At 63.6% G+C, this 26,917-nt stretch carries 21 protein-coding genes; 11 read left to right on the top strand and 10 right to left on the bottom strand.

Translation table 11 applies throughout. From position 1 onward, the window contains the following. From WFP36_RS05745 to WFP36_RS05725, 5 genes are all read right to left on the bottom strand, one after another. On the bottom strand, positions 1-779 hold a 779-nt coding region (locus WFP36_RS05745; protein ID WP_336978648.1), incomplete at its 3' end, for a POTRA domain-containing protein. Between the two features lie 169 nt (positions 780-948). Continuing rightward, positions 949-1,635 carry a response regulator transcription factor gene (locus WFP36_RS05740; protein WP_336978647.1) on the bottom strand — a complete coding sequence of 229 codons (687 nt, stop codon included), beginning with the start codon at positions 1,633-1,635 and terminating at the stop codon, positions 949-951. 360 nt (positions 1,636-1,995) lie between these two features. Then, positions 1,996-3,219, bottom strand: coding sequence for a cytochrome b/b6 domain-containing protein (locus WFP36_RS05735; protein WP_336978645.1), 1,224 nt, complete (start codon positions 3,217-3,219; stop codon positions 1,996-1,998). Positions 3,220-3,265: 46 nt separating this feature from the next. Continuing rightward, positions 3,266-3,652, bottom strand: coding sequence for a DUF6152 family protein (locus WFP36_RS05730; RefSeq protein WP_336978644.1), 387 nt, complete (start codon positions 3,650-3,652; stop codon positions 3,266-3,268). 26 nt (positions 3,653-3,678) lie between these two features. Continuing rightward, a complete protein-coding gene (locus tag WFP36_RS05725; RefSeq protein ID WP_336978643.1) occupies positions 3,679-4,467 on the bottom strand; it encodes a hypothetical protein in 789 nt (262 codons plus the stop codon). A gap of 413 nt (positions 4,468-4,880) precedes the next feature. Here WFP36_RS05725 and WFP36_RS05720 point away from each other — a divergent pair, with 413 nt between their 5' ends. Together WFP36_RS05720 and WFP36_RS05715 are read left to right on the top strand one after the other, a co-directional pair. Further along, entirely contained in the window at positions 4,881-7,898 is a 3,018-nt protein-coding gene (locus WFP36_RS05720) for a TonB-dependent receptor domain-containing protein (protein ID WP_336978641.1), read from the top strand. A gap of 175 nt (positions 7,899-8,073) precedes the next feature. Further along, positions 8,074-9,048 carry a MarR family transcriptional regulator gene (locus WFP36_RS05715; RefSeq protein ID WP_336978640.1) on the top strand — a complete coding sequence of 325 codons (975 nt, stop codon included), beginning with the start codon at positions 8,074-8,076 and terminating at the stop codon, positions 9,046-9,048. A gap of 45 nt (positions 9,049-9,093) precedes the next feature. On the opposite strand, the gene WFP36_RS05710 is transcribed toward WFP36_RS05715, so the two are convergent. The 4 genes from WFP36_RS05710 to WFP36_RS05695 form a co-directional block, all read right to left on the bottom strand. Next, on the bottom strand, positions 9,094-10,494 hold the full coding sequence (locus WFP36_RS05710; RefSeq protein ID WP_336978638.1) for an aldehyde dehydrogenase: 1,401 nt from the start codon (positions 10,492-10,494) through the stop codon (positions 9,094-9,096). A 122-nt stretch (positions 10,495-10,616) separates the two neighbouring features. Further along, positions 10,617-11,273 (bottom strand): TetR/AcrR family transcriptional regulator, encoded by a 657-nt coding sequence (locus WFP36_RS05705; RefSeq protein WP_336978636.1) that lies wholly within the window; start codon positions 11,271-11,273, stop codon positions 10,617-10,619. Continuing rightward, a complete protein-coding gene (locus tag WFP36_RS05700; RefSeq protein WP_336978634.1) occupies positions 11,266-11,781 on the bottom strand; it encodes a flavin reductase family protein in 516 nt (171 codons plus the stop codon). The genes WFP36_RS05705 and WFP36_RS05700 overlap by 8 nt, the downstream gene beginning before the upstream one ends. 5 nt (positions 11,782-11,786) lie before the next feature. Then, entirely contained in the window at positions 11,787-13,232 is a 1,446-nt protein-coding gene (locus WFP36_RS05695; RefSeq protein ID WP_336978633.1) for a 4-hydroxyphenylacetate 3-hydroxylase N-terminal domain-containing protein, read from the bottom strand. Positions 13,233-13,451: 219 nt separating this feature from the next. On the opposite strand from WFP36_RS05695, the gene WFP36_RS05690 reads away from it, so the two are divergent. The 8 genes from WFP36_RS05690 to WFP36_RS05655 all read left to right on the top strand — a co-directional run bounded on the left by WFP36_RS05690 (position 13,452) and on the right by WFP36_RS05655 (position 22,779). Beyond that, complete coding sequence (locus tag WFP36_RS05690; RefSeq protein ID WP_336978632.1) at positions 13,452-15,008, top strand: FAD-binding oxidoreductase; 1,557 nt, start codon at positions 13,452-13,454, stop codon at positions 15,006-15,008. A gap of 121 nt (positions 15,009-15,129) precedes the next feature. Next, the gene (locus WFP36_RS05685) at positions 15,130-16,407 is read left to right on the top strand and encodes an MFS transporter (RefSeq protein ID WP_336978630.1); all 1,278 of its coding nucleotides are present in this window, start codon (positions 15,130-15,132) and stop codon (positions 16,405-16,407) included. After that, positions 16,404-17,135 carry a sulfite exporter TauE/SafE family protein gene (locus WFP36_RS05680; protein WP_336978629.1) on the top strand — a complete coding sequence of 244 codons (732 nt, stop codon included), beginning with the start codon at positions 16,404-16,406 and terminating at the stop codon, positions 17,133-17,135. The genes WFP36_RS05685 and WFP36_RS05680 overlap by 4 nt, the downstream gene beginning before the upstream one ends. Positions 17,136-17,234: 99 nt before the next feature. Then, positions 17,235-18,779: an FAD-binding oxidoreductase gene (locus tag WFP36_RS05675; protein ID WP_336978627.1), complete on the top strand. Its 1,545-nt coding sequence runs from the start codon at positions 17,235-17,237 to the stop codon at positions 18,777-18,779. Next, a complete protein-coding gene (locus tag WFP36_RS05670; protein WP_336978625.1) occupies positions 18,779-19,180 on the top strand; it encodes a c-type cytochrome in 402 nt (133 codons plus the stop codon). The genes WFP36_RS05675 and WFP36_RS05670 overlap by 1 nt, the downstream gene beginning before the upstream one ends. After that, entirely contained in the window at positions 19,177-19,641 is a 465-nt protein-coding gene (locus WFP36_RS05665; RefSeq protein WP_336978624.1) for a hypothetical protein, read from the top strand. Before WFP36_RS05670 ends, WFP36_RS05665 begins: the two co-directional genes overlap by 4 nt. 8 nt (positions 19,642-19,649) lie before the next feature. Beyond that, positions 19,650-21,272: a GMC family oxidoreductase gene (locus WFP36_RS05660; protein ID WP_336978623.1), complete on the top strand. Its 1,623-nt coding sequence runs from the start codon at positions 19,650-19,652 to the stop codon at positions 21,270-21,272. A 13-nt stretch (positions 21,273-21,285) separates the two neighbouring features. Beyond that, a complete protein-coding gene (locus tag WFP36_RS05655; protein WP_336978621.1) occupies positions 21,286-22,779 on the top strand; it encodes an aldehyde dehydrogenase family protein in 1,494 nt (497 codons plus the stop codon). Between the two features lie 66 nt (positions 22,780-22,845). On the opposite strand, the gene WFP36_RS05650 is transcribed toward WFP36_RS05655, so the two are convergent. Continuing rightward, positions 22,846-24,318, bottom strand: coding sequence for a carotenoid oxygenase family protein (locus WFP36_RS05650; RefSeq protein WP_336978620.1), 1,473 nt, complete (start codon positions 24,316-24,318; stop codon positions 22,846-22,848). A 252-nt stretch (positions 24,319-24,570) separates the two neighbouring features. On the opposite strand from WFP36_RS05650, the gene WFP36_RS05645 reads away from it, so the two are divergent. After that, a complete protein-coding gene (locus WFP36_RS05645) occupies positions 24,571-26,880 on the top strand; it encodes a TonB-dependent receptor (protein ID WP_336978619.1) in 2,310 nt (769 codons plus the stop codon). Positions 26,881-26,917 lie beyond the last annotated feature (37 nt).

Raw genomic sequence — 26,917 nt, 5'->3', positions numbered from 1 at the left:
GCATAGCCCTCGGTCAGGTAGAACTGGCGCAGCTTCTGCTGGTCGAAGGCCAGACGGTCCGGATCGTAGCTGGTGCCGGAGCTGAACAGGCGGAACGACCTGGCCTGTTTCGTGATCATCTCGCTTCTCAACGCATCATCGGAGAACTTCTCGTTCCCGATGATGTTGATCTGGCGGACCTTGGACTTGGGCCCTTCCGTGATCTCGTAGACGATATCGACGCGGTTCTGCGCCAGCTGCACGCTCTTGGGCTCGACCACTGCGGCAAAGCGGCCCTGGCGCTTGTACAGCTCGATGATCCGCGCCACGTCCGCACGCACCTTGGAGCGCGTGAAGATCTGGCGCGGCGCAAGCTTGATCTCGGGGAGGATCTTGTCCTCCTTCAACCGCTTGTTGCCTTCCAGGATGATCCGGTTGACCACCGGGTTCTCCTGCACGTCGATCGTCACATTGCCATTGTCGTTGCGGATGCTGGCATTGGCGAACAGCTCGGTCGCATAGAGGTCCTTCAGCGCCTGGTCGGCCGCCGCCTCCGTATACTGACCGCCCACCCGCAGCTGGATGTAGCTCAGGATCGTCTGAGCCTCCAGACGCTGGGAGCCTGCCACGGTCACGCTTCGGATCGTGTCCAATGCGCCCGCCTCATGCCCCGCCGCGTTTGTGCTGGCGTCAGCTTCGGGGGCGGGCGGGGAAGTCTCCGACTGGGCGAACGAAGGCGCGTGCGCGGTCAGCAGGACAAGGCCAAGCGCGGTGGAGGCATGGAAAAGGGGAAGCTTCATCAATGGGCACCTCGATAGGTGACCGCCTAGGACGCGAACTTGCCTGCCGAATGTCGATACATGTCGGGGCGGGCGGGCAAAGGACACATTCCTTCGGCCCGCATTCGCTGATGCGGCGGAACAGGGTAGGGCAATCAGGCGGAAGGACGTGGGCCGGGCGCGGGTTCGCTCAGCGCTGAACCACCTTGGCCACGAACATGTAGCCTTCGTTCCGCACGGTTCGGATCAGGTCGTTATTGCCCGTCATTCCCAATTTGCGGCGCAGGCGGCTGATCTGGGTATCGATCGCCCGGTCATAGGCGTCGCAATTCGCGCCGCGGGCATATTCCAGCAATTGATCGCGGGTCAGTACGCGCTGCGGCCGCTCGACGAAGGCGCGCAGCAGAGTGAATTCGCCATCGGACAGGCTGGTGATCGTGCCCAGCTGGTCGCGCAGCTGGCGCCGGTCGATATCCAGGCTCCAGCCGCTGAAGAGGTAGCAGATCGAGGTGGCCTGCTCGAGCTTGGCGGACTTGGACAAGCGCCGCCTTACTGCCCGGATGCGCGCCAGCAATTCGCGGGCGGAAGCTGGCTTGGGCAGGTAATCGTCGGCCCCGGCTTCCAGCCCGACAATCCGGTCGATTTCGCTGGCGAGTTCCGAAACGATGATCACGCAGACATCCTGATGCACCGAAAGGGCGCGCGTGATGGCAAGGCCGTCTTCGCCCGAGATGTTCACGTCCAGCACCACGATGTCGATCGTATACTGGCTCAGCAGGTCCCGTGCCGCGCCGGCATTTTCAGCTTCCAGCACCAGGAAGCCGTGATCGGCAAGGAAGTGGCCCGTGCTGGTCCGGTATTCGCTGTCGCCGTCCACGATCAGGATACGGGGGCGCGCCTCGGATGGTTTCGGCAAAGCGGCGGCATGAGGCAAGGCGCCCTCCCATGCCGGGGGAGCAGGTTGAGGGGAAACGGCGGACTCTAGCATGCGCGGCCTCTTGAGACTTTCGGTTTCAAACACAGGAAGATCATCCCTGCGCCGCGCCCGGATCATCCCTCGATCCGGTTGCGGCTGTTCGCTTTCCCTGTCGCTCTCATCTCAACGTGCGCCGCGCTGTCTCCCTTCGAAAAAATCTGGAAAAATTTGCCACCCTGCCGCCAATACCGGTCAGCTTCGGAAATGAAGCTGCCGGAATTGGCGGAAGTCTGCCGATCTCCGGCAGCTTTGCGATTTGTGTCAGTTCGCCGGAATCTTGCCGTCGGCCTCGAACGCGAAGCTGACGGAGACAGTGGGGTCGAGGGTTTCGCCCGCGCTCCCTTCGCCAATGCCGAAGGCGGTGCGCGAGATCGAGGCACTGCCCTGGGCCTTGCGGTTCAGGCCTTCCCCGGTCAGCCTGAAGCTGATCGTCTGGGGAAGGGTCATGCCCTTCATCTGCAGCGTGCCTTTGGCATTGTAGCGGCCCGGCGCGGTCTGGCGGGCCGAGCTGGCACTGAACACTGCCTTGCCGAACCGATTGACCGCGAAGAATTCCTCACCCGCCAGCATGCCGTCCTGAGTGGCATCGCCGACGCTCGCGCTGGCAAGGTCCACGGTGATCCTTATGTCCGCCGTTTCGGGACGATCCGGATCGAAGGCGATGGCGCCCTGCCATTTGCCGAAGCTGCCCTCGATCGCACCGGCATCGCCATTGCCTACCTTGAAAATGAGGCGGCCGCCGGGCTTGATGGTCCAGACCGGAACCGCGCCGGTCTCCTCCTCGGCCACGGCACTCGCTTCTTCCGTCGGGGAAGGCGTGGCTTCCGGTTGCGGGGTGGCCGGGCTCGCCTGCTCGAACGACGCTGGCGAGGCATCCGTATCCTCGCCCCGGCCCTTGCCGCCGATAGTGAGGAAGGCCCCAAGCCCCAGGGCGATCACGCCCAGCGCCAACAGCCCGCCCAGCGGCCTGCTGCCGCCCGGCGCCATGCGTTCCAGCAACCGGTCGCGCAGCAGGATCTCATGGCGCAGGGCGCCTGCGACATGAAGCAGGAACAGAGCGATTCCGCCCCATGCCAGTAATTCATGGGCTTCCTCGATCGTTTCGTTGATGCTGCCGGGCAAAGGCAGATGCGGCAACGGCACGATGCCGAACAGCACCGTAGGCACCTTGACCGGGGCAGAGGAAACCAGAGCCCAGCCCGTCAGTGGGGCAAGGATCATGAAGGCATAGAAGCCGACATGCACTGCATGGGCTGCCGCATGGGCAAGGCCACTTTCCAGCGGGGCGGGGCGGGGATGGGCAAGGCGCCAGCCCAGCCGCACCAGAGTGAGCGCAAGGATTGCGATGCCCACCGACTTGTGCAGCTGGAACAGGGCAAACCCTTCCACGCCGCGCGGCATGGCGAAACCAAGTGCCAGTTCGAACGCCAGTGCAAAGGCAATCAGCCAGTGAAGCGCAATCGCGCCAGTGCTGTAGCGGGTCATGCTGCGTTCCTAACCCCGCTCATATGCGTTTCGATCGGTCCCCGGCTCAATCGAAGGAAATCTGCTTCAGCGTCTTTCCGTCGGGCAGGGTAATTGTCACGTTGAAACCGCCATTGCGCCCGTCCCGCAGGGGGTAATAGGTCAGGTCGATCACATCGCCGGTTTTCAGGGTGCGTTTGGACCAGCTTCCGCGGGTCAGATGGTTGGGGCTCATGCCTTCGAATGCCCATTTCTTGTCCTTTCCATCCGATCCCTTGGTGGTGACGTAGAGGAAAGTATGCGGATTGGTCCATTCCCAGCGGACCACCGTGGCTTTCTTCAAGGTGATTTCCTTGCCCCATTCGAACATCGCGGTCGAATGGTGGGCGGAAGTCGAGGCGGGGAGGATTGCCAGCAGGGCCGCAGCCGCGATGCCGGGCAGGAAACGCTTCATGTCAGGCTCCTTTGAATTTCACGCATTCATTCGATCTCGTCGAAGCCGAGATCCATGCTCGGCCGACCTTCCGCATCCGCGGCATCGCGGTTGTTTTCCTGGCAAATATACTCGCGGATGTCCCATTCGGGCTCGAGCCGGTAGGACAGCGAAGTCACGAAGGGTTCGGTGAAAAGCGCGGGATCGGTGATGGTGGTTTCGATCACCAGTTTCGCTGGCCCGTCGAGCCGGATTCTCTCATGAATCCGCGTCTTCTCGGTGGGATGCAGGCCGGGCAGGAGCGAGATCAGCGGCGAAAGGCCAGCCGTGTCGGCTACCAGCGTGTCTCCTTCCCAGTGCCCTGCGGAACTGCCGTTGAACAGCAGGTCGGGATCTTCGGGCAGGGGCCGCCCATCGGTGAATATCCGGCGTACCTGGCTGTGTGTCTCGATGACGATATTCACCTTGCCCGGCGAGTAGATGAACTCGATCGGATAGGGGTAACGCATGACGCCCGGCATGCCCACGGGCATGCAATTGGCGCCCTCGGTCTGCAGATTCTCGCCCTGTGCCTTTGCGGCATTGAACGCGTCCACCGCGGCACGGGCATTGGCGGTCATCGGAGCCTGCCCTTCGGCAGCGCGCAGTTTGGTGACGGCCGCCCAATCGGGCTGCCACACGCCCTCGAAAGCGGGGAGACGGGCTATCGCGGCATAGCGCGAATCGCGGCTTTCCCCGCTGCCGGAATTCTGGGCCAACGCAACGTCGCCCGATGTCGCCACCAGCGCCGTCGATACGGCAAGGGTGACAGCCAACGGCTTGAAATGATGTGACATCCCTCTCCCCTTTTTCCGGCGTTATCTGCTCTCCGGATTGCTGCTCTGGCTAGGAAAATATGTTGATAATGTCAATTTCGTGATTTCCGGGCCGTTAAGCAAGCGTGTGGCGGAAATCCGTCAAAACGGTTCAATTTGGCTGCCTCGATTACAACGCTGTCTCAGTAAAAGTGGCTATTTTGGTGAATTTCCCAGGCTCTGTGCCTCATGGTTTTGCTACTTGACTTTGATGAAATCAAGAAGGCAAGTAGCGTCACAAATAGGTGCCCGAAGGCACAGAGGGAGAGGCGGCAACGGCATCCAGCTATCCGTTGCGAATGGCAGGGCGGCCGCATTGCGGCGCCCTGGACGGTAATTGGGTTCCGTCTTTCCCCTGCGATTTCGAGAGCACGCGAAAATCAAAGGGGAGAGTCATGGCTTATTCACGCAAAATCCTGTTTCGCTCGGTGCTGCTTACCGCCAGCGCGCTGTGCGCGGCGCCCGCCTTCGCGGCGGACGATGCCGCCGACGAAAAGATCGCAACGGTAGAGGAGGCTGCGGCCGAGGCGGATGGCGCCGCTGCGCAGAACAACAGCCCGATCGTCGTCACCGGTTCGCGTATCCAGCGCACCACTTTCGATGCGCCTTCGCCCGTAACCACCCTTGGCGGGGACGATCTCGCCCGTCGCGGGGTGACCAACGTGGCCGAGGCGATCGCGGAACTGCCTTCCTTCCGTGACAGCACCAGCCCGCAGACGCAGGGCTTCGGCAGCTTCAACGTGGGCGCGCGCATCATGAACCTGCGCGGGTTGGGCGTGACGCGCAACCTGATCCTGGTGAATGGCCGCCGCTTCGCGCCTTCGACGCGCGAAGGCTCGGTCGACCTCAACTTCCTGCCCTCGATCCTGATCGACCGCACCGAAATCGTGACCGGCGGCGCCTCGGCAGCCTATGGCTCGGACGCGATCACCGGCGTGGTCAACGTGATCCTCAACCAGAACCTGGAAGGCTTCAAGGCCGAGGTCGACTACGGCATTTCGGACGAAGGCGATGGCGATCGCTTCCACCTTGCCGGTGCATTCGGCACGGCGCTGGGGGACCGCGGCCATCTGGTGATCGGCGGCGAATATGCCGACCAGAAGGGCATCGGCAACTGCTTCACTCGCGACTGGTGTACGCCGGGCGCCATCGTCACCAATGCCGGCTATGCATCCGGCAACGGCATGCCCAATCTGGTGCGTGTCAATGACGGGGCGGGCCTGCGCTTCAACAATGCGGGCGTGATCTATGGCGGCGCCCAGAACATCTTCGGCACCGGGGGCGTCACTTTCGACGAGAATGGCAATGCCGTTCCCTTCCACACCGGCACCCCGGCATTCGGCACCTATCAGAAGGGCGGGGATTTCATCCCGGCCTATATCAATTCCAACATCACCGTCCCGGTGGAGCGGTATTCGTTCAACGCCTATCTCGACTATGACGTGACCGATGACATCAAGGTCTTCCTCGAAGGCAGCTATGGCCATGTCGCCGGGCAGTTGCTGCAGACCTCCTTCTTCAGCACCGGCATTCCGATCTATGCGGACAACCCCTTCATTCCGGACGAAATCCGCGCGACGCTGCCGGTAGGCCAGCAGGCGCAGCCGACAGCCCCCTACACGCTGGTGCGCCCCACCACGGCGGCGTTCTCGATGGCCCGCATGTTCGACGATTTCGCCCGTGGCTACAGCACCTCCGAAGCGGACACCTATCGCATCGCGACTGGCATCAGCGGCTCGTTCAGCGATAGCTGGAAGTGGGACGGTTACTATCAGTACAGCCGGACCGACCGCCTGCAGGAGGTCGAGGACAACCTCGTCGTCGGCGCCGCTATCTATCCCGTGGGCAATCCCGCCACGATCGCGAAGAGCAATGCCTATTTCTACTTCGCTGCCGATGCGGTGACCGATCCGCTCACCGGCAAGCCCACCTGCCGCGCGCTGCTGAGCGCCGATCCCGCGCTGCGTGCGGCAGCGGCAGGCTGTGTGCCGCTGAACCTGTTCGGCGAGAACAATTACGATCCGGCGGCCAAGGACTATGTCTATGGCACGCTGATCGAGGATATTGCCCTGGAACAGCATGTGCTGGCGGCCAATATCAGCGGCGAACTGTTCGAGGCCCCCGGCGGTGCGGTCGCCCTGGCTTTCGGCGGCGAATATCGCGTGGACAAGATCGACGTCACCCATGACGATCTGTCGAACCTCTACGCCTATTTCCAGAACTTCGGGGCCGACTACAACGGCAAGACCGAAGTGATCGAAGGCTATGCCGAAATCGAAGTTCCGCTGCTGTCCGACGTCCCCCTGGCCGAGGCGCTGTCGGTCAACGGCGCAATCCGTCAGGCCCATTACAACATCACCGGCTTCGGCAGCTATCTGCGTACGCAGGCGGAAAACTCCTTCGACACCACCGCGTGGAAACTCAGCATGAACTGGGAGCCGACCGACTGGCTGCGCTTCCGCGTGAGCCGTTCGCGCGATATCCGGGCGCCGAACTTTGCCGAACTGTTCCTGTCTTCGGCCAGTTCCTTCACTACGGTGAACAACCTTTTCAAGCCGAGCCAGAACTTCAACCCCGACCTGCTGAACGGCGGCAGCCCCTATCTGAAGCCTGAAAAGGCCGATACCTGGGGCGCGGGCATGATCCTGCAGCCCAGCGGCGTGTTCGACGGGCTGCGCTTCTCGGTCGACTATTTCAACATCAAGGTGAAGGACTACATCGGCTCGCCTCCGGGGGGCTTCCAGAACATCATCAACGAATGTTTCGCCGGGCGTGATGCCGCCTGTGCGCTGATCAACGACGGCACGATCGCGGTGGGCGAGGACATTACCGAGATCCGCAACATCTCGTTGAACCTCGAGGAACTGCGCACCAGCGGGCTGGATTTTGAAGCCGACTATCGGATCGACCTGGGCTCGCAGAACCAGCTGATGCTGCGCGGCCTTGCCACCTATACGGACGAACTGACCACGGTCGCCTTCGGCCAGACGATCGACCGTGCCGGCCAGACCGGTGTCGCCGCCGCAATCGGCGCGCCCAAGTGGACGGCAAACGGCTTCATTACTTTCGTCAATCCGCGCTTCACCCTGACCTTGCAGGGCCGTTATATCGACAAGGGCGTGCTGGATGCGCTGTACACCGATCCCAGCGATCCCGATTACAATCCGAAGCTGCCCAACTCCATCACCGACAACAGCGTGCCCAGCCGCTTCTACCTGAACCTGTCGGGTACGATGAAGGTCGGCCCGCGCTGGGGCGAGGATGACGAGAAGGGCTTCGAACTCTTCTTCCGCATTAACAACCTGCTCAACAAGGAACCGCCGATCGTGCCGGAATTCCAGTATCCCACCAATCCGGCCTATTTCGACACGATCGGCCGCTATTACACGATCGGCGCGCGCGCGCGTTTCTGATCGGGCGGTCCCTCGCAGGGGTCAATGCGGCGCCGACGGTTTCCATTGCGGGAACCGTCGGCGTTTTTTTCGGGCGATTTGCCATGACGGGCCAATGATCTTAGGAAAGTAGGCGGCCAACGGGGGTTGGCCTCAACAGACTGCTAGCGCAGCGCAACGGACGGGACAGGAGCGCGTGGCGGAAGAGCGGAACGGCATCGATGCGCCGCTGGCCGGCGTCCAGCAGGAGCTGATTTCAGCGCATTTCCTGCTGTTGAGGCGCGTGCTGTTGAAAAGCGCGCGGACGGATTTCCAAGGCTTCATGCCGGAAAACCAGATGGAGCGGCGCGTGATCTTCACGCTGTTCCGCATGGAGGATAGCCGGGTTTCCGAACTGGCCTATTCGCTGGGCAACGATGTCGCTCAAGTCAGCCGGGCGCTGGCTGCGCTTCGCACCACCGGGCTGGTCTATCGCGAGCGTCAGCGCGATCCCTATACGCTGACGCCCGAAGGGTTGAAGCTGGGACAGGAACTCGATGCCGTAGCCGAGCAGCGCGAGCAGAACCTTATACGGGGGCTGTTGCCGGTGGAGGCGTTCGAACTTGGCGGAATGCTGATGAGCCTGCAGCACCGGGCGTCCCAGATTCTTGCCGAGGAACTCTTGTCGTCCAAGTTGGAGGAACCTGCAGAGGACGGCATGGTGCCCGCCTATCCCGATCCTCCCAATCGCGTGCAGGCGGCCGTGTTCAATATCGCCAATACGATTTCCCGCTCTGCGACGGCGGCCTTCAAACGGCTGGCGGGCGTTTCCAATTTCGAATGGCGGGTCCTGGTCAATGTCGCCAGCCGTCCGTCGATCACCTTCATGGGCATCGTCGACCATGTCGACGCGGACAAGGCGCAGGTCAGCCGTACTCTGGACTCGCTGGTCGGTGCCGGGCTGATTTGCCGAGTGAAGGATGCCGCCAGTGGGCAGGTCCGGATCGAACTCACGGGCAAGGGGCAGGAATGCTACGGCATGATGCGAGACGATGCGCTCAGGCGGCACACGGTCCTGACGGCGGGGCTGAAGAACGCACAGCGCGGCAGGCTGCAGGGCTATCTCGATCTGCTGATCGCGAATGCACTTGCGATGGCGGGAATGACGGGGCCGGAGGCCGCCGGAGAGTAGGAGGACAGGCGCGGCCGCAAGGCCGCACCTGTCTCTCGCCTATCGTCAGATCGGATAGTGGCCGGGTTCGGTCTCGACCGTGATCCAGCGCAGTTCGGTGAAGGCGTCGATGCCGGCCTTGCCGCCGAAGCGGCCATAGCCGGAGGACTTCATGCCGCCGAAGGGCATCTGGGCCTCGTCATGCACGGTGGGGCCGTTGACGTGGCAGATGCCCGACTGGATCTGGCGGGCAACCTTGAGGCCGCGCGCGGTGTCGCGAGTGAAGACCGAGGCCGACAGGCCATATTCGGTATCGTTCGCCAGTTCGATCGCATGGGCTTCGTCGCGTGCACGGGCAATGCCCACCACTGGACCGAAGCTTTCGTCGCGGAACAGCTTCATGTCCTGCGTCACCTTGTCCACCAGATGGGCGGGCATAAGCACGTTCTGGGTGGTTTCGCCGCCGGTCAGCAGTTCGGCGCCCTTGGCCACGGCATCCTCGATCAGCGAGTAGCAGTGATCCACCGTCTTGCGGTCTACCACCGCGCCCAGCGGCGTATTGCCCTCGCGCGGATCGCCCACCGCCATGGAGGCGACCTTGGCCTTGAACTTCGCCGCGAACTCGTCCGCCACGGCATCGACCACGATGATCCGCTCGGTCGACATGCAGATCTGGCCCTGGTTCATATAGGCGCCGAAGGCGGCGGCCTTCACGGCCTCGTCCAGATCGGCATCTTCCAGCACGATCATCGGTGCCTTGCCGCCCAGTTCGAGCAGCACCGGCTTGAGATGCTCGGCCGCGCGCTTGGCGATGATCCGGCCCACCGTGGTGGAACCGGTGAAGTTGATGCGCTTCACTTCGGGGGCATCGATCAGGGCGCCCACCACTTCGCCCGCATCGGCAGGGGCGTTGGTGACGACGTTGACTACGCCTTCAGGGAAGCCGGCCTCGGCAAAGGCTTCGATGATCAGCGCATGAGTGCGCGGGCAGCTCTCGCTCGCCTTCAGGATCACGGCATTGCCGCAGGCCAGCGGCACTGCGATGGCGCGCACGCCAAGGATGATCGGCGCATTCCACGGGGCAATGCCCAGCAGCACGCCCACCGGCTCGCGCAGGGCCATGGCCAGGCAGCCCGGCTTGTCCGAAGGGATCACTTCGCCATTGATCTGGGTGGTCAGCGCAGCCGCTTCGCGCACCATGGAGGCAGCAAGGCCGAGATTGAACATGGCCCAACCTGCGGTTGCACCGATCTCGCCCATCATCGCCGCGACGAAATCGTCCTTCTTAGCCTCAAGCGCAGCCGCGGCCTTCATCAGCACCGCGCGGCGCGCATTGGGGCCCATCTTCGACCAGGCCGCAAAGCCCTGCTGGGCCTTCGCCGCGATCGCCGGAATATCCGATGCCTTCATCGCCTCCGCGCTGGATGCGACCTCTCCCGTCATCGGGTTCAAACGTTCGAACTTCATCTTTCCTGTCCTTTTAGCTCGAGAGCCAGTTTGCCACCGCGGGCGCTACAGAGCGCAAAGCGAGGCAAGACGCAATGGCCTCGGGGTATGAAAGCTGCCCCAGCGGGCACTGCGTGCCCAGGCTATTGCCCGATCCGGGTTCCATGGAACGAAGCGAGCCCGCCTGCAACCATCTGCGCGAGGCTCAGCGCGGCGCGGTCCCAGTCCATGTCCTCGTTTTTCAGGTCCATCACGGAGGCGAGCCTCGCCCCCTGGATCTGCGGGTAGATATAGGTCCCGTTGATGACGGTCATGGCCAAAAACAGCTCCTGCTCCGACAGGCCGGGCAGGCATTGGCGAGCAAAGCCGATCATGCGCGCCCGGACGTCGGCCACCAGCGGGCGGACGATTTCCTTCGCTTCCTCCGAAGGATCGGACAGGGCCTTGCAATAGACATGGTGGCTGGCCGGCGCGGTCCCATCCTGCCGGACGGGGGCGAGCACCGGGCGATAGAAGGCATACAGCACGTCCACCAGCGCGGGGGCCTCTGCTGCGGAGACTGTATCCAGATTGCGGTTCTGCGCATCGTTGATGGCGCCGAAATGATGCCCGAACACATCTTCGAACAGATGGCGCTTGCCGGTCCAGTTCCGGCTCAGCGAGGCAATGCTGGTGCCTGCCCGTGCGGCGATGGCGCGGATAGTGCAGCCATCATATCCTGCCGCGATGAACTCGCTGGCCGCCGCCTCGATGAAGCGTTCCTTGCTGGAACGGCTGGCAGCAGTTGTCGATTCAAGCACAATATTCGGGGCGTGCATAACGTCCGTCCATGTAGATCAAGCCGTCCGCATTCTGGCGGAACGACGCGTCGCGGACGAGCCCCCTTATAACCATATGGCTGCCGAACGGCTCCGCATGATCCACTTCGCATACCACACTGGCAATCGCCTTGCGGCAGACCGGCACGCCGAGAGGGTGCGTTTCCCAATCCTCGGGCGAAAAGCGCGTGGTTGGATCAGCCGTGAAGAAGGCCTGACACCAGTCCTCCCCCTCGGCCCCGATCATGTTGATGCTGAAGCGGCCGCTTTCCATCACTGCCGGCAGCAGCGAGGCGTTGCGGTTGATCGCGATCAGCATCGAAGGCGGATCGAAGCTGAGCGACATGACGGCCGTCATCACGATACCGCGGGGCGAGCCGTCGCTGTCTCGGCTCGCCACCACGGTGACGCCGCCCGCCAGACGCCGGAGCGCCTGGCGGAAGCTGTCGAGTTCGAAACCCGGCTGTTCGACCGGAAGGGCCTGTGTCATCGGACTCAGGCCGGAAGGATGCCGGATTTCTGCATGAAGTCGCGCACCTGATTCCACTCGTCGCGCTGGGCGATCATGTGGTCACCGATGCGGGCCCGCGTCTGGCTGGTGAGATAGAACATCTCGTAAAGCTCGACGCGGCTGCCGAGAGCGGAGCCGGCGAAGTCCCAGGCCATGCGCATGATCCGCGCGCGGTCTTCCGCGGCCATGCCGTTGGAGCCGGGCAGATATTTGCGCAGCTTGTCGCCGATTTCCGGGTTCTCGAACAGGTCGAGCGAGGGCGTGCAGAGCAGATTGTGCCCGCCGATCACGCGGATGATCTGGTTCACGCGGGTCATCCAGCCAGGCATCACGCAGCGCAGCACGGACAGGTCGCGATGCGGGAAGAAGGCGCCTGCGCCCCAATCGTGCGCCCGCGCTTCGGCCGCCACGATGGCCGAACGAGTGAGCGAGAGATAGGAGTGAATCTCGCCCAGCATCTCGGCGGTTTCCGGATAGGCGAGGCTGTTGGTTACCTTGGCGATGCTGGAACACAGATCATAGGCGAATTCGAGCTTCACCATGGCGCGGATGGCGGTCTGCTGCAGGGTGTTCCCCGGGGAGACGCCTGCATTGAGGTTGTTGTAGACGGTCAGGTCGCCATCGCAGAACACGCGCTCGTAAGGCACTTCGACATCGTCGAAGATCACGAAGGCATCCTGCTCGTCGAAACGCGAGGAGAAGGGGGCATCGGCCACGCTGGCATCGACGCCATAGTGATCGCGGCAGATCTGGATCACGCCCTTGGTGTTGACCGGAATCGAGAAGATCAGCGCGTATTCCTCGGCACCCGAGGGGATCGGCGCCGAGGAATAGACGTAAAGCTCGTCGGCAAGCGGGCCGAGGGTCGCCAGCACCTTGCCGCCGCGCACGATGATGCCGTTCTCGTTGCGGCCAACCACGCGCAGGGTGAGTTCGGAGTTCATGCCCGCAAGCGGCGGGGCCGACTTGTCGATATTGGCATGGACGATGGTATGAGTCATCGAGAGGTCGCCCTCGATCACCTCGCGGTGGAACTTCTTGAGGCGGTCATAGCCTTCCGGTGCGCCCTTGGCCCAGATGTCCGCGCGGGCGGTGTGGCCCGACAGCACGACATTCACATAGTCCGGCGTGCGGCCCAGCATGCCGTTGGAATAGCGCGACAGACGCTCAAGGCCGCGGTGGCGGATCGCCAGGTCTTCCTTGGACTTGGGCAGCATCAGGCTGACATTCATCTTCTCGCCCGGACGTTCCGGATCGGGAATGAGGCACTCGTCCGCATATTCGTGCTGCCAGTCGAAATAGCCGGCCATGCCGTCGATCGACCCGGCAAGCTTGGGATCGGTCGCCACGTCGACCTTGCCTTTGCCGAGCCAGACCTCGCGCCCGTCAGCCAGCGATGCCTTGTATTCCTGTCCAGTTCTTGCGGCCATGTCGCCTCTCCTTGGTATTTGTTGAAAACGCCTGTATTCACGATTCGCGAGTCATGCAAGAAAAACAGACTATCGTTCTGTTTGACGGACCAACGCGTATCCTCAACCGGTTGACGGCTGGTGGTTCGCAGAATAAAAGAATGATGTTCTGTTATAGAGAACGATGAGCCGGGTCGCCGGCCTGCAAGGAATGCCGGTGCAACCGGCTGGGAGAACGTGATGCAGTCACAAGGCAGGCCGTGGGCGCGCCCATCGGCGGATATGCTCGAAAATGCGCGGGAGCGATTCTCCCGCTTGCTCGGCGCGGAAGGCGTGCAGGCCGAAGGGCCGCTTTTCGCCGAATTCCACGATCCCTTCGAGGGGCCGGACGCTGTGGGGCACCAGCCCTCGCTGGTGGTGCAGCCCGCTTCGGTCGAGGAAGTGCAGGCCGTTCTAAGGCTCGCCACCGAACTGGGCGTCCATCTGTGGACCTCCTCCATGGGGCGCAATTTCGGTTATGGCGGTTCGGCGCCGGTGGTCGACGGCGGGGTGGTGCTCAATCTGCGCCGGATGAACCGCGTGCTGGAGATCGACGTGGCCCAGGGCTACGCGCTGATCGAGCCGGGCGTCAGCTTTGCCCAGCTTTATGACGCCCTGCGCGAACAGGACGCGCCGCTGATGATGTCAGTGCCGGATCTCGGCTGGGGCAGCATCATCGGCAATGCGCTGGAGCATGGCTATGGCTATAACGTCATGGGCGATCACGCCTCGGCCATCTGTGGGATGGAGGCGGTGCTGGCCGACGGCACATTGCTGCGCACGGGGCAGGGCGCATTGCCGGGCAGCCCGCTATGGGCGTGTCACCGCCGCGGCTATGGCCCGTCGCTCGACAGCCTGTTCATGCAGAGCAATTTCGGTGTGGTCACCAAGGCCGGGCTGTGGCTGATGCCCCGGCCTGAGATCTTCGCTACCGGCACGATCACTTGCCAGGGCGAGAACGATATCGCACCGCTGGTGGACATGATCCGGGGCCTGCTGCGCGAAGGGGTGCTGCAAGGCGTTCCGATGATCGTGGGCTCGCCGGACGATGTCGATGGCGAGGAAGGCGCTGGCCGTTTCACCAATACCAATCTCAGGCAGGTTCTGCGCCCCGGGCGCTGGAGCGTGCGAATTGGCCTTTATGGCGATGCCCGCATGGTTGCGACGCGGCGGGCGATTCTTGAGAGCGCGGTGGCCGGGCTTGAGGGTGCGGAGCTGGACCTACGGACCTATCCTGGCGATGCCGGGCCGGAGACAGTCGAGCCGCGCGATCTTATCCCCGCGGGCATTCCCAATCAGGTGCTGCTCGAACGGCTGAAGGGCGTGTTCGGAGAAACGCTCGGGCATATGGATTTCTCGCCGGTTGTCCCCCTCACCGGGGAGGCGGCACAGCGTGTAGACCGGTTGGTGCGCGAGACCATGGCCCGATACGGGTTGATCGCGCCGGTGGGCTTCCTGCTCAACCAGCGCAGCATGGTCAGCGCCTGCATGGTGATGTTCGATGCTTCGGACGCGGCCCGCGTGCAGCTGGCGCGCGAGGCCGTGCGCGAAATGTACGATCGCATCGCCGAATGGGGCTGCGCGCCCTATCGTTCGCATATCTGCCTGGCCGATCACGTCGCGGGCAAGTTCTCCTTCAACGGCCATGCGCTGGGGCGGACCTATTCGCGCATCAAGGATGCGCTCGATCCGGCAGGCATTCTTTCACCCGGCAATCACGGCATCTGGCCCGGTTTCCGGGCGGCGGAGGCTGGTTGACTCTGTCATGATCGAAAAATAAGAAAACGTCATTCTGTAGAAAAGAACATTGTGGCGAAGGGGCGCGCAGGCAGTCAGGCGCGCCGGTTTCTCGCCAGAATCCGAAAAAGGAAAACAGGTAATGGGAGAAGATCGCCCCTCCATCGGCACGATGCGGCGCTATGCCTGGGCCAATGTGGCCACGGGCTTCCTCGTCTGGGGCATCGCGCTGGCCGGCATCTCGATGATGATGCCGGTGATGTATGCCACCATCTCCGAGGATATGGGCTGGACCGTGGCGCAGACCACCAGCTTCATGGTCATCAAATCCACTGTCTCGGCCGTGGCCGGGCTGTTTGCGGGCGCCATCTTCGTGCGCTTCGGGGTCAAGCGGGTCTACCTGCCGTCCATCTGGGCCGTGGGCCTCAGTTCCGTGGGGCTCTATTTCATTGACAGCCTGTGGGAATATTACGTGCTGGCTGCGGTTTCGGGCTTCGCCTCGATCCTGTGCCTCATTGCCATCCAACTCACCCTGGCGCGGTGGTTCGACAACAAGCTGGGCCGGGCGACCGGCGTGGCGATGATGGGCGGGGCGGCTGCCGGTGCGATCGTGCCGCTGGCTACCACCTATGGCCTCAAGCATTTTGGCTGGCAGGCGACCGCGGGCATCTCCGGCCTGATCGTGCTCGTCACGCTGTCGCTCGTCGTCATGTTCCTCGTCCATGAAAAGCCCGAGGATTACGGCTACTCTGCCGAGGAACTCGATCACGGCGCACGCGCCGACGGCAAGGGCGCTCCGCCGCCTGTGGCACGCGATCCGGGGCCGGAATTCCGCGACATCGTGCGCACCGGGCCGTTCATTCTGCTGGTGGTCGCTACTGGCCTGTCGGGCGTGATCAGCAACGGCATCAATGAATATATCCCGCTGTTCATCGAAACGCAGACCAACCTCGGCAGCTATATGGCGGCCCTGGGCTTCACTATCGTGATCGTGCTGTCGGGCCTCGGCAAGCTGCTGTTCGGCTGGCTGTTCGACAAGTTCTCCACCCGGGGCGTTGCCATGTGCTGGGCGCTGTGCGGCATTGCCGTGCTGCTGGCCTTCCCGGTTTCGGGCATCGTCACTTTCATGCTGTTCACTGTGGTGCGCGGCCTTTCGCACGGCGGCATCGTGGTACAGGCGCCGATCCTGGGGCGGCACATCTATGGTGTGCGCTCCATCGCGCAGCTTATCGCGGTGCTTAACGCCACCTTCCACATCGGCGCGGCGGCGGGCATCGGCCTGATCGGCCTGGCGGTCGACTGGACCGGCGGCTTCACTGTGCCGTTCACTATCGTGATGGTGGTGGCCTTCGCTTCCGCATTGCTCGCCCTGAAGTTCGAGCCCCGTTACTGGAGCGGCTATCGCGGGTCCAAGGGGTGAGTGACGCCCTGACGCTGGCGCTGCTGGCGGCGGCCTCTTTCGTGGCCGCGCTGGTAAGCGCCAGCCTCTCCATCGGCGGAGGCTACGTGCTGTTCGGGGCGACGACCCTGCTTTACCCGCTGCCTAGCGCCATCGCGCTCCAGCCAGCGCTGTCCTACGCCTCGCTGGTGGCGCGCGCGGTCGCCTTTCGCGAGGCGATCGCCTGGCGGATCGTGCGACCCTTTACCTTCGGTTCGCTCGCAGGCGTTGCGGCGGGGCTGACGCTCTACCACGCCTTGCCGGAACGGGCGCTGGCGGTGGGCGTGGGGCTGATGATGCTGGTGCTGACCTGGACCCAGCTGCCCATGCGGCATGTTCATTCCCAGCCGGGCATGGCGGGCGTCGGCGTGGCCCATGCGGTCAGCGGGACGGTGCTGGGCATGGGTTCGGTACTGCAGCCGGTGCTGCTCAATTCGGGGATCGACCGGCGCGCGCTGGTGGGCACTTTCGCGGCCTGCCTGCTGGTGCTGGAAGCGATCCGGGCGGGCGGATATGCGGTGACCGGCTTTGCCTATGGCCCCTTCGCCGCAGCCATCGCGATTGCCACTATCGCCGGTTTTGCCGGCACATGGTGCGGCAAGCAGCTGATCGGCCATATCCCGGAAGAGAAGTTCCGCATTGTCATGCGTCTGATGGTCAGCGCATTGGCGCTGCGGCTGATGTGGACCGGCCTTGCCGGGGCCGATTGACTCCACTTTTGCCCGTGCTAGAAATTACAGAACACAAATCTGTCTAACAGAACATTATCCGGCTTCGGGCCTCAAGCCCGCCAGCTGTGGGGAGAAGACATGCAGCCCAGTCCCTTGCCGATAGGCGTTGGCGCGGAAGGCTTCCGCGCGGCATTGACGGCGTTTCGCGCGGCGCTTGGCGCGGATGGCGTCCTCGACCGTGACGAGGACCGCACCGCCTATCTCGATCCCTATGCCTTCGGCGACGGGCTCGACCATGAATCCTCCGCGATCCTTGCCCCGGCCGAAGTGGCCGAGGTGCAGGAAGTGGTGCGCATCGCCAATCGCTTCGGCATTCCGCTCTGGCCGGTAAGCCGGGGCAAGAATTTCGGCTATGGCTCGGCATCGCCCGTGCGCCGGGGGGATGTGATCCTCGATCTCAGCCGGATGAACCGCGTGCTGGAAGTGGATGAGCGGCAGGCCAATTGCCTGATCGAGCCGGGGGTGAGCTTCTTCGACCTGTTCGATCACCTGTGGGCCAACAACATCCCGCTCTGGATGTCTGTGCCCGGCAATAGCTGGGGCAGCGTGCTGGGCAATGCGCTCGATCGCGGGATCGGCTACACGCCGCTGGGCGACAATTGCGAGGCGCTGTGCGGGCTGGAAGTGGTGATGCCCGATGGCGATCTGGTCCGCACCGGCATGGGTGCCGTGGGCAAGGGCGCGACCTGGCGGAATTACAAATACGGTTACGGCCCCGGCTGGGACCAGATGTTCATGCAGTCCAATCTGGGCGTCGTCACCAAAGCGGGCCTGTGGCTGCAGCCCGAGCCGGAAATGACCGCCTCTGTCGAGATCGCCTTCCCCAATTTCGACGATGCCGGCTGGGCTATCGATATTCTGGCGGATATGCGCCGGCGCGACATCATCCAGCATAATGTCGTGTTCGGCAGCCCGGTGCGCGCCGCCTCCACTCTGACCCAGCGCGCCGAATGGTATGAAGGCGAAGGCGCCCTGCCTGAAGAGGCGGAACGGGCGATCATGGAAAAATACGGCCTCGGCTGGTGGAACGCCAAGATCAGCTTCTACGGCCCGGCCTATGTGGTCGAAGGCAATATGCGCCAGCTGCGCGAGCTGTTCGAGCCGAAGCTGGGCACGGAGCTGAAGTTCCGCATGTGGCACAAGGGCGAGCCCTACGATGCCTCCGCGCGCGGCGTGCCTTCCACCCTGGGGCTGCAATCGGTCAACTGGTTTGGCGGCCGCGGCGGCCATCTCAGCTTCGCGCCGGTCATGCCGCAGGATGGTGTCCGCGTGCTTGACTATGCCAAGCGGGTGAAGAGCATCTATCGCGAAGTGGGGCAGGATTATTACTCCACATTCACGATCGGGCGCCGCCACATCAACAATGTCAGCCTGATCCTCTACGACCGTGACGATCCGGCGAGCACCGGGCGGGCCAATACGCTGTTCCAGCGCCTCGTCGTGGAAGCGGCCAAGGACGGGTACACCGAATATCGCGGCCATATCGACTATATGGACACCATCGCGCAGACCTATGACTTCAACGATCATGCGCTGAACCGGCTGAACAACAAGGTGAAGGCGGCGCTCGATCCCAACAACATCATTGCCCCGGGGCGCAACGGCATCGGGGGGAAGAAGTGATGGCTGCCGATCGCACGATACTGGCCCTCGCGGCCGTGGCCCTGATCGCTGCCTGCTCGGCCAAGTCCGATGCCGGGGAAGAGAAGCCCAGGCCGGCGCTGCCTTCCCAGATCGAGGCTGTGACCTTCGGCCAGAAATCGGCCGATCCGGGCGAGCGTCTCTATGGCAAGGAATGCGCCTTCTGCCATGTCGGTCGGAACACCGGCACGGTGATGCTGCAGAAGCGCCTGCCCGAGGATGTGCCCGCCCAGCTTCATCAGCGGACCGATTTGAGCGCCGATTACGTCAAGGCCGTGGTGCGGAACGGGCTGATGAACATGCCCGCTTTTTCCCGCGCGGAACTGAGCGATGCGGAGCTGGAGCAGATCGCGGCCTATCTGGCGAAGGACAAGACCAAGTGAGGCGGCGCGAACTTCTCGTCGGGGCGCTCGCCGCGCCGATGGCGCTGGGTCTCGGCTTTGGGGGGACTCTCGCCCGGGCGGCAGAGCCTGTTCTGCTGCTCTATAATGGAAGCATGCCCCGTGCCGCGCGCGCGGCGAAGCTGGCGACGGCGGGCGGCGCGCAGGCCCGCGCGACCGGCGGAGAGATCGCCGCCCTGCTGCTGCGCGAGCGGCTGTTCGCCGGTGCCAAGCCGGTGCTGGGGATCACCGGCCATTCCGAATATGTCCTTGCCGCCGACATTGCCCGCATGGGCGGGCGCCGGGTCGTTCCCCTGATGCAGCTGGGGCGGCAGGACCGCTGGCTGGGCAGCGCGGCTGAAGAACAATGGCGGCCGCTGCTGGGCGGCCTGACCGGCGGGAAGGGCGCGCAGAGTGCCGAGACGGCCTTTGCCTGGCTTGCCCTTCCCGGGCGCAATTCCTGAAGAAAGTGATGGGCGTGAGCGACGCGGAATTCGATTACATCGTCGTGGGTGCGGGCAGCGCGGGGGCAGTGGTTGCCAACCGGCTGAGCGAGGACCCCGATTGCACGGTGCTGCTGCTGGAAGCGGGCGGGGAGGCGAGCCATCCCTATATCCGCATGCCGCTGGGCTTCCTTCAGGCACTGCGCAATCCGCGCTTCACCTGGCAGTTCGCCTCCGAGCCCGAACCGCATCTGGATGGCCGCGTCTTCCCGCTGCCGCGCGGACGAGTGCTGGGGGGATCGTCCTCGATCAACGGCACTGTGCATTTTCGCGGCCACCCGAAGGATTTCGACGATTGGGCGCAACTCGGCTGCACCGGGTGGGATTATGAAGCCGTCCTGCCCTTCTTCAAGCGGTCGGAGGATTTCTGGAAGGGTGCCAGTAATCGGCGCGGGGAGGGCGGGCCGATTGCGGTGCGCCCGGTCGACAATAGCCGCCTGATGGGCAAGGAATTGCGCAAGGCCGCCGCTTCCATGGGGATCGCCTATGTCGGCGATTACGATGGCGAGACGAATGAAGGCCTGGCCGATGTTCATGTCGCGCTGAAGGATGGCAGCCGCTGCGGCAGCGCGCGGGCCTATCTGGAACCGATCCGCTCTTCCCGGCGCAATTTGACGGTGTGGACCGACAGCCTGGCCGCCAAGCTGGAGATTGCCGAGGGCCGGGCGCGAGCCGTGGAGATCGAGCGTAACGGGCAGCGCATGACAGTAAGGGCACGGCGCGAGATCGTGCTGAGCGGCGGGACCTATAATTCGCCGCAATTGCTGATGCTGTCCGGCATCGGCGATGCGGAGGAACTGCGCCAGCTGGGTATCGATCCGGTGCACCACCTGCCGGGCGTGGGGCGGAACCTGCAGGAGCATCCGCGCGTCGCGAACCAGTACGATGCGCGGCTCAATCACAGTTTCGCGCAGGAATTGCGCTTCGACCGGGCGACGCTTTCGTTCCTTAACTGGTATTTCAGGGGCAAAGGCCCGTTCACCAATCAGATCGCGGCAGGCTGCCTGCTGCTGCGCAGCCGCGAAGGGCTCGACCGGCCGGATATCCAGATCATGGTCAGCCCGGTGCGAGTGGATGCGAACATCTGGTTCCCCGGCATCCGCAAGGCGAAGCAGGATTGCTTCTACAGCTCGGTCTGCCTGCTGCGCCCGCGCAGCCGGGGCGCAGTGAAATTGCGCGATGCCGATTTCCGCTCCAACCCGAAAATCCACCTCAACATGCTGGCCGATGCGGATGACTGGCGCCGCCTGAAGGACGGGCTGGCCCTGTCCCGCAAGCTCTTCGCGCAGGAACCGCTCGCGTCCCATGTGCTGGAAGAGACGATCCCCGGCCCGCGCGGGACGATGGAAGAACAGATCGACGCCATGCGCGCGGAACTGCTCGGCGTGGTCCATCATCCGGTGGGCACTTGCGCCATGGGCGTGGGGGCAGAAGCGGTGGTCGATCCGCAGCTGTGCGTGCGCGGCATCGAAGGGCTGCGCGTGATCGACGCATCGGTGATGCCGCAGCTGGTCGGCGCCAACACCAATGCCGCTGCCGTTATGATCGGCGAAAAGGGCGCGGACATGATCCGCGCCGCCGCCCGCAACTGAAAGGGATTTACCAATGACCGACCTGGCGCGTGAAGCCGCCTTCCGCTCTGCACGCGCATGGATTGCCAGTGCGGGCGGGCACATCGTCGGCGGGGAGACGCAGGCGATCTCCGGCACGGCGATCGATGTCCTGAACCCGGCGGACGAGACAGTGCTGGGGCGCATCGCCGAGGGCACGGCGGAAGATGTCGAGGCTGCCGTCAGTGCCGCCAGGGCCTGTTTCAGCTCGCGTGAGTGGCGCGACATGCTGCCTGCCCGGCGCGAGGAATTGCTGCTGCGCTTTGCCGCGCTGGTGGAGGAAAACGCCGCCCAGCTGGCCGCCATCGAGACGCTGGACAATGGCGTGCCCTATCCCATGGCTCTGATGATGGCAGGCAAGGGCGGGCCTTCCGCGATCCGCTATAATGCGGGCTGGGTCCGTCGTCTGGGCGGGGAAACGGCAGAGCCATCCGTGCCGGGCCGCTGGCATGCCTATACGGTGAACGAGCCATTGGGCGTCGCTGGCCTGATCGTGCCGTGGAACGCGCCGCTGGCCATTGCCTGCAACAAGGTTTCCGCCGCGCTGGCGGCAGGCTGTACGGCAGTGCTCAAGCCTGCCGAACTGGCGCCCTTCAGCTGCATCCGTCTGGTCGAACTGGCCCACGAAGCGGGCTTTCCCGCCGGGGCGATCAACCTGGTCAATGGCACCGGCCAGTCGGCTGGCGCGGCACTTGCTGCCCATCCCGGCGTGGACAAGATATCCTTCACCGGCTCGACCATGACCGGCAAGGCGATCATGCATCAGGCAGCCGAGCGCGTGACGCGCATCTCGCTGGAACTGGGCGGGAAATCGCCCGTGGTGGTGTTCGACGATGCCGATCTCGCCCGTGCCGTCCCCGGCGTCGCCATGGGCATCTTCGCCAATAGCGGGCAGGTCTGTGCCGCAGGCTCGCGCCTGTTCCTGCACGATGCGATCTATGACCGTTTCATGGATCAGCTCTGCGCCTTTGCCGCAAAGCTGGCGCTGGGGCCGGGCGAGCGGGAAGGCAGTGCCCTCGGTCCGCTGATCTCCGCCGCTCAGCGCGCCAAGGTAGAAGGCTATGTCACCGGAGCGCTCGAGGCGGGTGCCCGTCTGACCTTTCGCGGCGAAGTGCCGGAAGGGCCCGGCTATTTTGTGCCGCCCACGATCCTCGATCGCGTGACGCCCGACATGCGCGCCGTGCGGGAGGAGATTTTCGGCCCCGTCCTGTGCGTCCAGCGCTTCTCGGATGACGAGGAACTGGAGGCGCTGGCTGCCCGCGCCAATGACAGCGATTACGGCCTGTCCGCCTATGCCTGGACCAGCGATCTCGAACGCGCACAGTCCATGGCTCGGCTGCTGCGTGCCGGTTCGGTGAAGATCAACGGTTCCGGTATGGAATTCACTCTGCCGTTCGGCGGTTTCGGCCAGTCCGGATTGGGCCGCGAGAATGGCCGCCACGGGGTGCTGGCCTTCACCGAGACCAAGTCGGTCATGCTGGGTTACTGACCTCTCCCAAAAGAAACCCCCCGCGGCCGGGCCGCGGGGGGTGGGGAGGGTACCTTTATAGTGGCCTCAGGCCGCTTCGAGCGCGGGCACGTCCATCGCATTGGCCCAGTTGCCGTGCAGGCCGAAGCGCAGGCGCACGGGGATGTCGATCGTGGCGATCGGGCCCTGTTCGATGTTGGTGGCTTCGAACAGCAGCAATTCGCTGCCGCGTTCTTCAAGCCGGTTGCAGACCATCACGATCCAGCCATCGCCTTCGGCGGCATCCGGCGTGCGCGGGATGAAGCAGGGTTCCTGGATGCTGGAAACGGGGCCGCACCACCATTTCTGTTCCTTGCCGGTTTCATGGTCGACCATGCCCAGCGTGTTCATCACCCAGCCGCCGGCGCTGCCGCCCTTGAGCTCCACCGGCTGCGAGGGATCGATCACGACCAGCCAGCCAAAGCGGTAGTTCTGGCCGCAATAGCGGTCGTCATAGCGCGGGAATTCGCCGATCATCTCGGACAGGCGCTGCGACTGATATTCCTCGGTGTTCTGGGCCATGTCGACGGTCCAGCGGGTAAGGTAGGTCGCGCCTGCCACCGGATCGAACGGGGCATCGTTGATGTCGGGGAAGAACGGCATCATGTTGTTGGCCGCAACCGGCAGGTCGAGATGGATCTTCGTCCCGTCCTGGAAGGCATTCATCACATGGGCGGTGAAGCAACTCGGCCCCTTGAACCAGCGGATATCCTCGGCACTGGTCCCGGCCTTGCGCGGCACCACGGCCAGATAGCTCGGCAGGGACGTGTCGAAGCCGAAATGCGGCTTGCCTGCCTTCAGGCGATCCCAGTTGCTGGTCATCCCCATCACGGTGAACAGCGCATAATCCGGCGTGATCGCGAAATCATGCATCATGCAATAATAGGGCGTTTCGAACCAGATATCGAACAGCAGGTTCCCGTCCGTGTCGATCTCGTAATAGGTCATGTCGCGGGTCAGCACGCCCTTGGAGGCATAGCCGAAGCTGCACAGATTGCCGGTGGCCGGATCGGTCTTGGGATGGGCGGAAAAGGTCTCGCCCGTCATCTTGCCGTCGAAATCGGTGTAGCCGAAAGTTTCGAGCGAAGCCGGGTCCATCACCAGGGCGGGGGAATCTTCCTTCAGCGCGTAAAGGCGCCCGCCATGGATATAGGCATTGGTGTTCGCGGTGCCGCGAATCTTGCCCTTCACTTCCTCATCGTCGGTCAGTGGGTTGCGATAGGCGCCGAACACGGCGCGGCCGGCGGCGTTTTCCAGCTTCCACTTGTCGGTCTTTGCCCAGCGCTGCCGGTAATCGACTTTCCCGTCCTTGAAGCGGAACATGGAGATCATGCCGTCGCCGTTGAAGGCGATGTCATTGCCCAGCTTGGGCGGGAACTGGTGTTCGGGCTGCACGCGATAGAACGCGCCGTCGAGCTCCGGCGGAATCGTGCCGCGCACGTTGAGATCCTGCACATCGGCCTCGACTCGCGACGGCTTGTTGAAGCCCGTGAATGCCGGAACGTCTGGGAAACTGGTCACACATCCTCCTAGATTGTTCTAATTGACAGAACATCATTCTATTAATCAAAATTGGATTTGTCCAGCATTCGTTGGCGATTGGGCGCCGATCCGGGGAGCGGGCGGGTGCGCGATCCGGAGGTGCCGAAGCGGCCTGCGCGTCAGGGATTTGACAAAGGGCCGAATCATCGCCTAAACGGAAAAAGAATGAGGTTCTGCTAGAGAGAACGACTGACTTGAAAGTTGGCGTTATTCGGGAGAAAAGTGATGCGAATGTGCGATCTTCGTCTGAAGCTGCTTGCCGGAGTCGGGGTTGCTGCCCTGCTTCCCGTTCCTGCCTTTGCGCAGGATGCGGAGCCGCAGGAGGCCGAGAATACCCATGAAATCATCGTGACCGCCCAGTTCCGCGAGGCGAGTGCCCAGGACACGGCGATCTCGCTCGAAGTCCTGTCGGCCGACGATCTCGCCAAGGCCGGCGTGACGCAGATGACCGATCTCAACCGCATCGCCCCCGGCGTGCAGGTGACTCAGGGCGGCACGGCGCTGCAGATCTTCATTCGCGGCGCGGGCGACTTCTCGACCACGTCCTATAACGATCCCGCCGTGGCGCAGAATTTCGACGGCGTCTTCGCAGCCCGCACCCAGTGGATGGGCGGCACCTTCTTCGACCTCGAGCGCGTGGAAGTCCTCAAGGGCCCGCAGGGCACGCTTTACGGCCGCAACTCGACCGGCGGCGTGCTCAGCATCCTCCCGGTGCAGCCCAAGCTGGGCGAGACCTCCGGCTATGTGCTGGCAGGCGTCCAGAATTATGACGGCTACCTGGCCGAAGGCGCGGTGAACGTGCCCCTGGGCGACAAGGCAGCCCTGCGCCTTTCCTATCAGGGTTCCTGGCGCGACGGCTACATCAGCGACGGCACCGACGACGACAAGCACCAGTCGGTCCGCGCGCAGGTCAAGTTCGAGCCCACCGCAGACGTCACTCTGCGTCTGGCCGGCAATTACCAGCATCTCGGCGGTCGCGGCCATGGCCAGGTGATCTATGCCGAAACCGCGCCGAACGGCCCGGGTATCACCAATCCGCAGCCGATCCTGCCGGAAGATCGCTGGACCTCGATCAACGACACTTTCAATACCCTGACGGGCCAGCTCACCGCGCCTCCGGGGCCCTATCAGATCGACACCAGCAAGGTGCAGCAGGATATCGATTCCTGGGGTGTCAGCGGCCATCTCGACTGGGATCTCGGCCCGGCGACCCTGACGATCATCCCCGCCTATCAGCGGGTGGTGAATGACAGCCAGTCCTATCCGGCGCTGAGCTACAATTCGATCAACCCCTATACGGGCGAGCCCACCACTTCCGACGCGCAGACCCTGGAAGTGCGCTTCGGCAATTCGGATGGTGCGCTGACCTGGGTTGTCGGCGGCTATTTCTTCAACGAGGATCAGGACAGCCTCAACGAAGTCTCGCTCGGCAAGGCCAGCGACACGGCCTTTGTCGCGGATCTCAATACCCGCGCCTATGCCGGCTTTGGCGAGCTGACCTATTCCCTCACCGACAGCTTCCGCGTGACTGCAGGCTTGCGCTATACCGACGAGACCAAGACCGTCGACGCGCATCGCTATGCCAAGAAGGGCAGCCTTGCCTGTCCGGCGGGCGGCAATGGTCCGGGCCAGAGCTGCGAATTGCTGACCTCGGCGGGGACCTGGGTGCAGGGCACCTATTCGGCCGATCGCCTGAACTACAAGGCCGGTATCGAATTCGACGCGGCGCCGGACAGCCTGCTCTATGCAACGGTCACCACCGGCTTCAAGTCGGGCGGCCAGTCGAATGCCGACCTCGATCCCTATCGCCCGGAAGACGTGACGGCGTTCACGCTCGGCTCGAAGAACCAGTTCCTCGACCGGACGATCACGCTGAACCTCGAAGGGTTCTATTACGAATACAAGGACCGTCAGGAAAACTTCGCCTCGCTCGATCGCGGCGGCGCGCAGGTTTCCTCGCTGTTCAACGCGGGCAAGGCCGTGGCTCAGGGCGGCAGCGTCGAGCTGGCCTGGGATCCTTCGCCCAACGACTCCCTGCGCGTCACTGCGGAGTATGTCGACAGCGAGTACAAGGATTTCACCTATCGCACCTATCGTGCGGCGAACCCCGATGCCCGCACGGCCTGCGCCGTCAGCGCGGTGCAGGGCGGCAATGCCCAGATCGGCTTCTGGGAAATCAATTGCGACGGGTTCCAGCTGCCGCGCACGCCCAACTGGACGGGTTCGGTCAGCTATAACCACACCTTCGATCTGGCCAACGGCGCCGCGATCGACTTCTCGCCCAACATGACCTTCGCCAGTTCGCGGTGGCTGTCGGCCGAATTCGTCGAGAACGCCCGCGGGGCAGCCTATGCGGTGTTCAATGCCAGCCTGACCTATCGTTCGGCGAACGATAACCTCTCCGTGCAGGCCTTCATCCGCAACATCACCAATGAAGCGGTCTACACCGGCACGCAGCAGGCACCCTTCATCAACAATTACAACGGCCTCGACATCCAGGCCCCCCGTACCTTCGGCGTCCGCGTCCGGTACGGCTTCTGAGGTTCCTCCCGCGGGCGGCGGGAGGGACGGGATCCAT

Source organism: Fulverythrobacter fulvus, from assembly GCF_037154085.1.
In the GTDB taxonomy this organism is placed as follows: Bacteria; Pseudomonadota; Alphaproteobacteria; order Sphingomonadales; family Sphingomonadaceae; genus Andeanibacterium; species Andeanibacterium fulvum.
The sequence above is the reverse complement of the archived record's forward strand: the minus strand, read 5'-3'. Positions and strand labels throughout refer to the sequence as shown.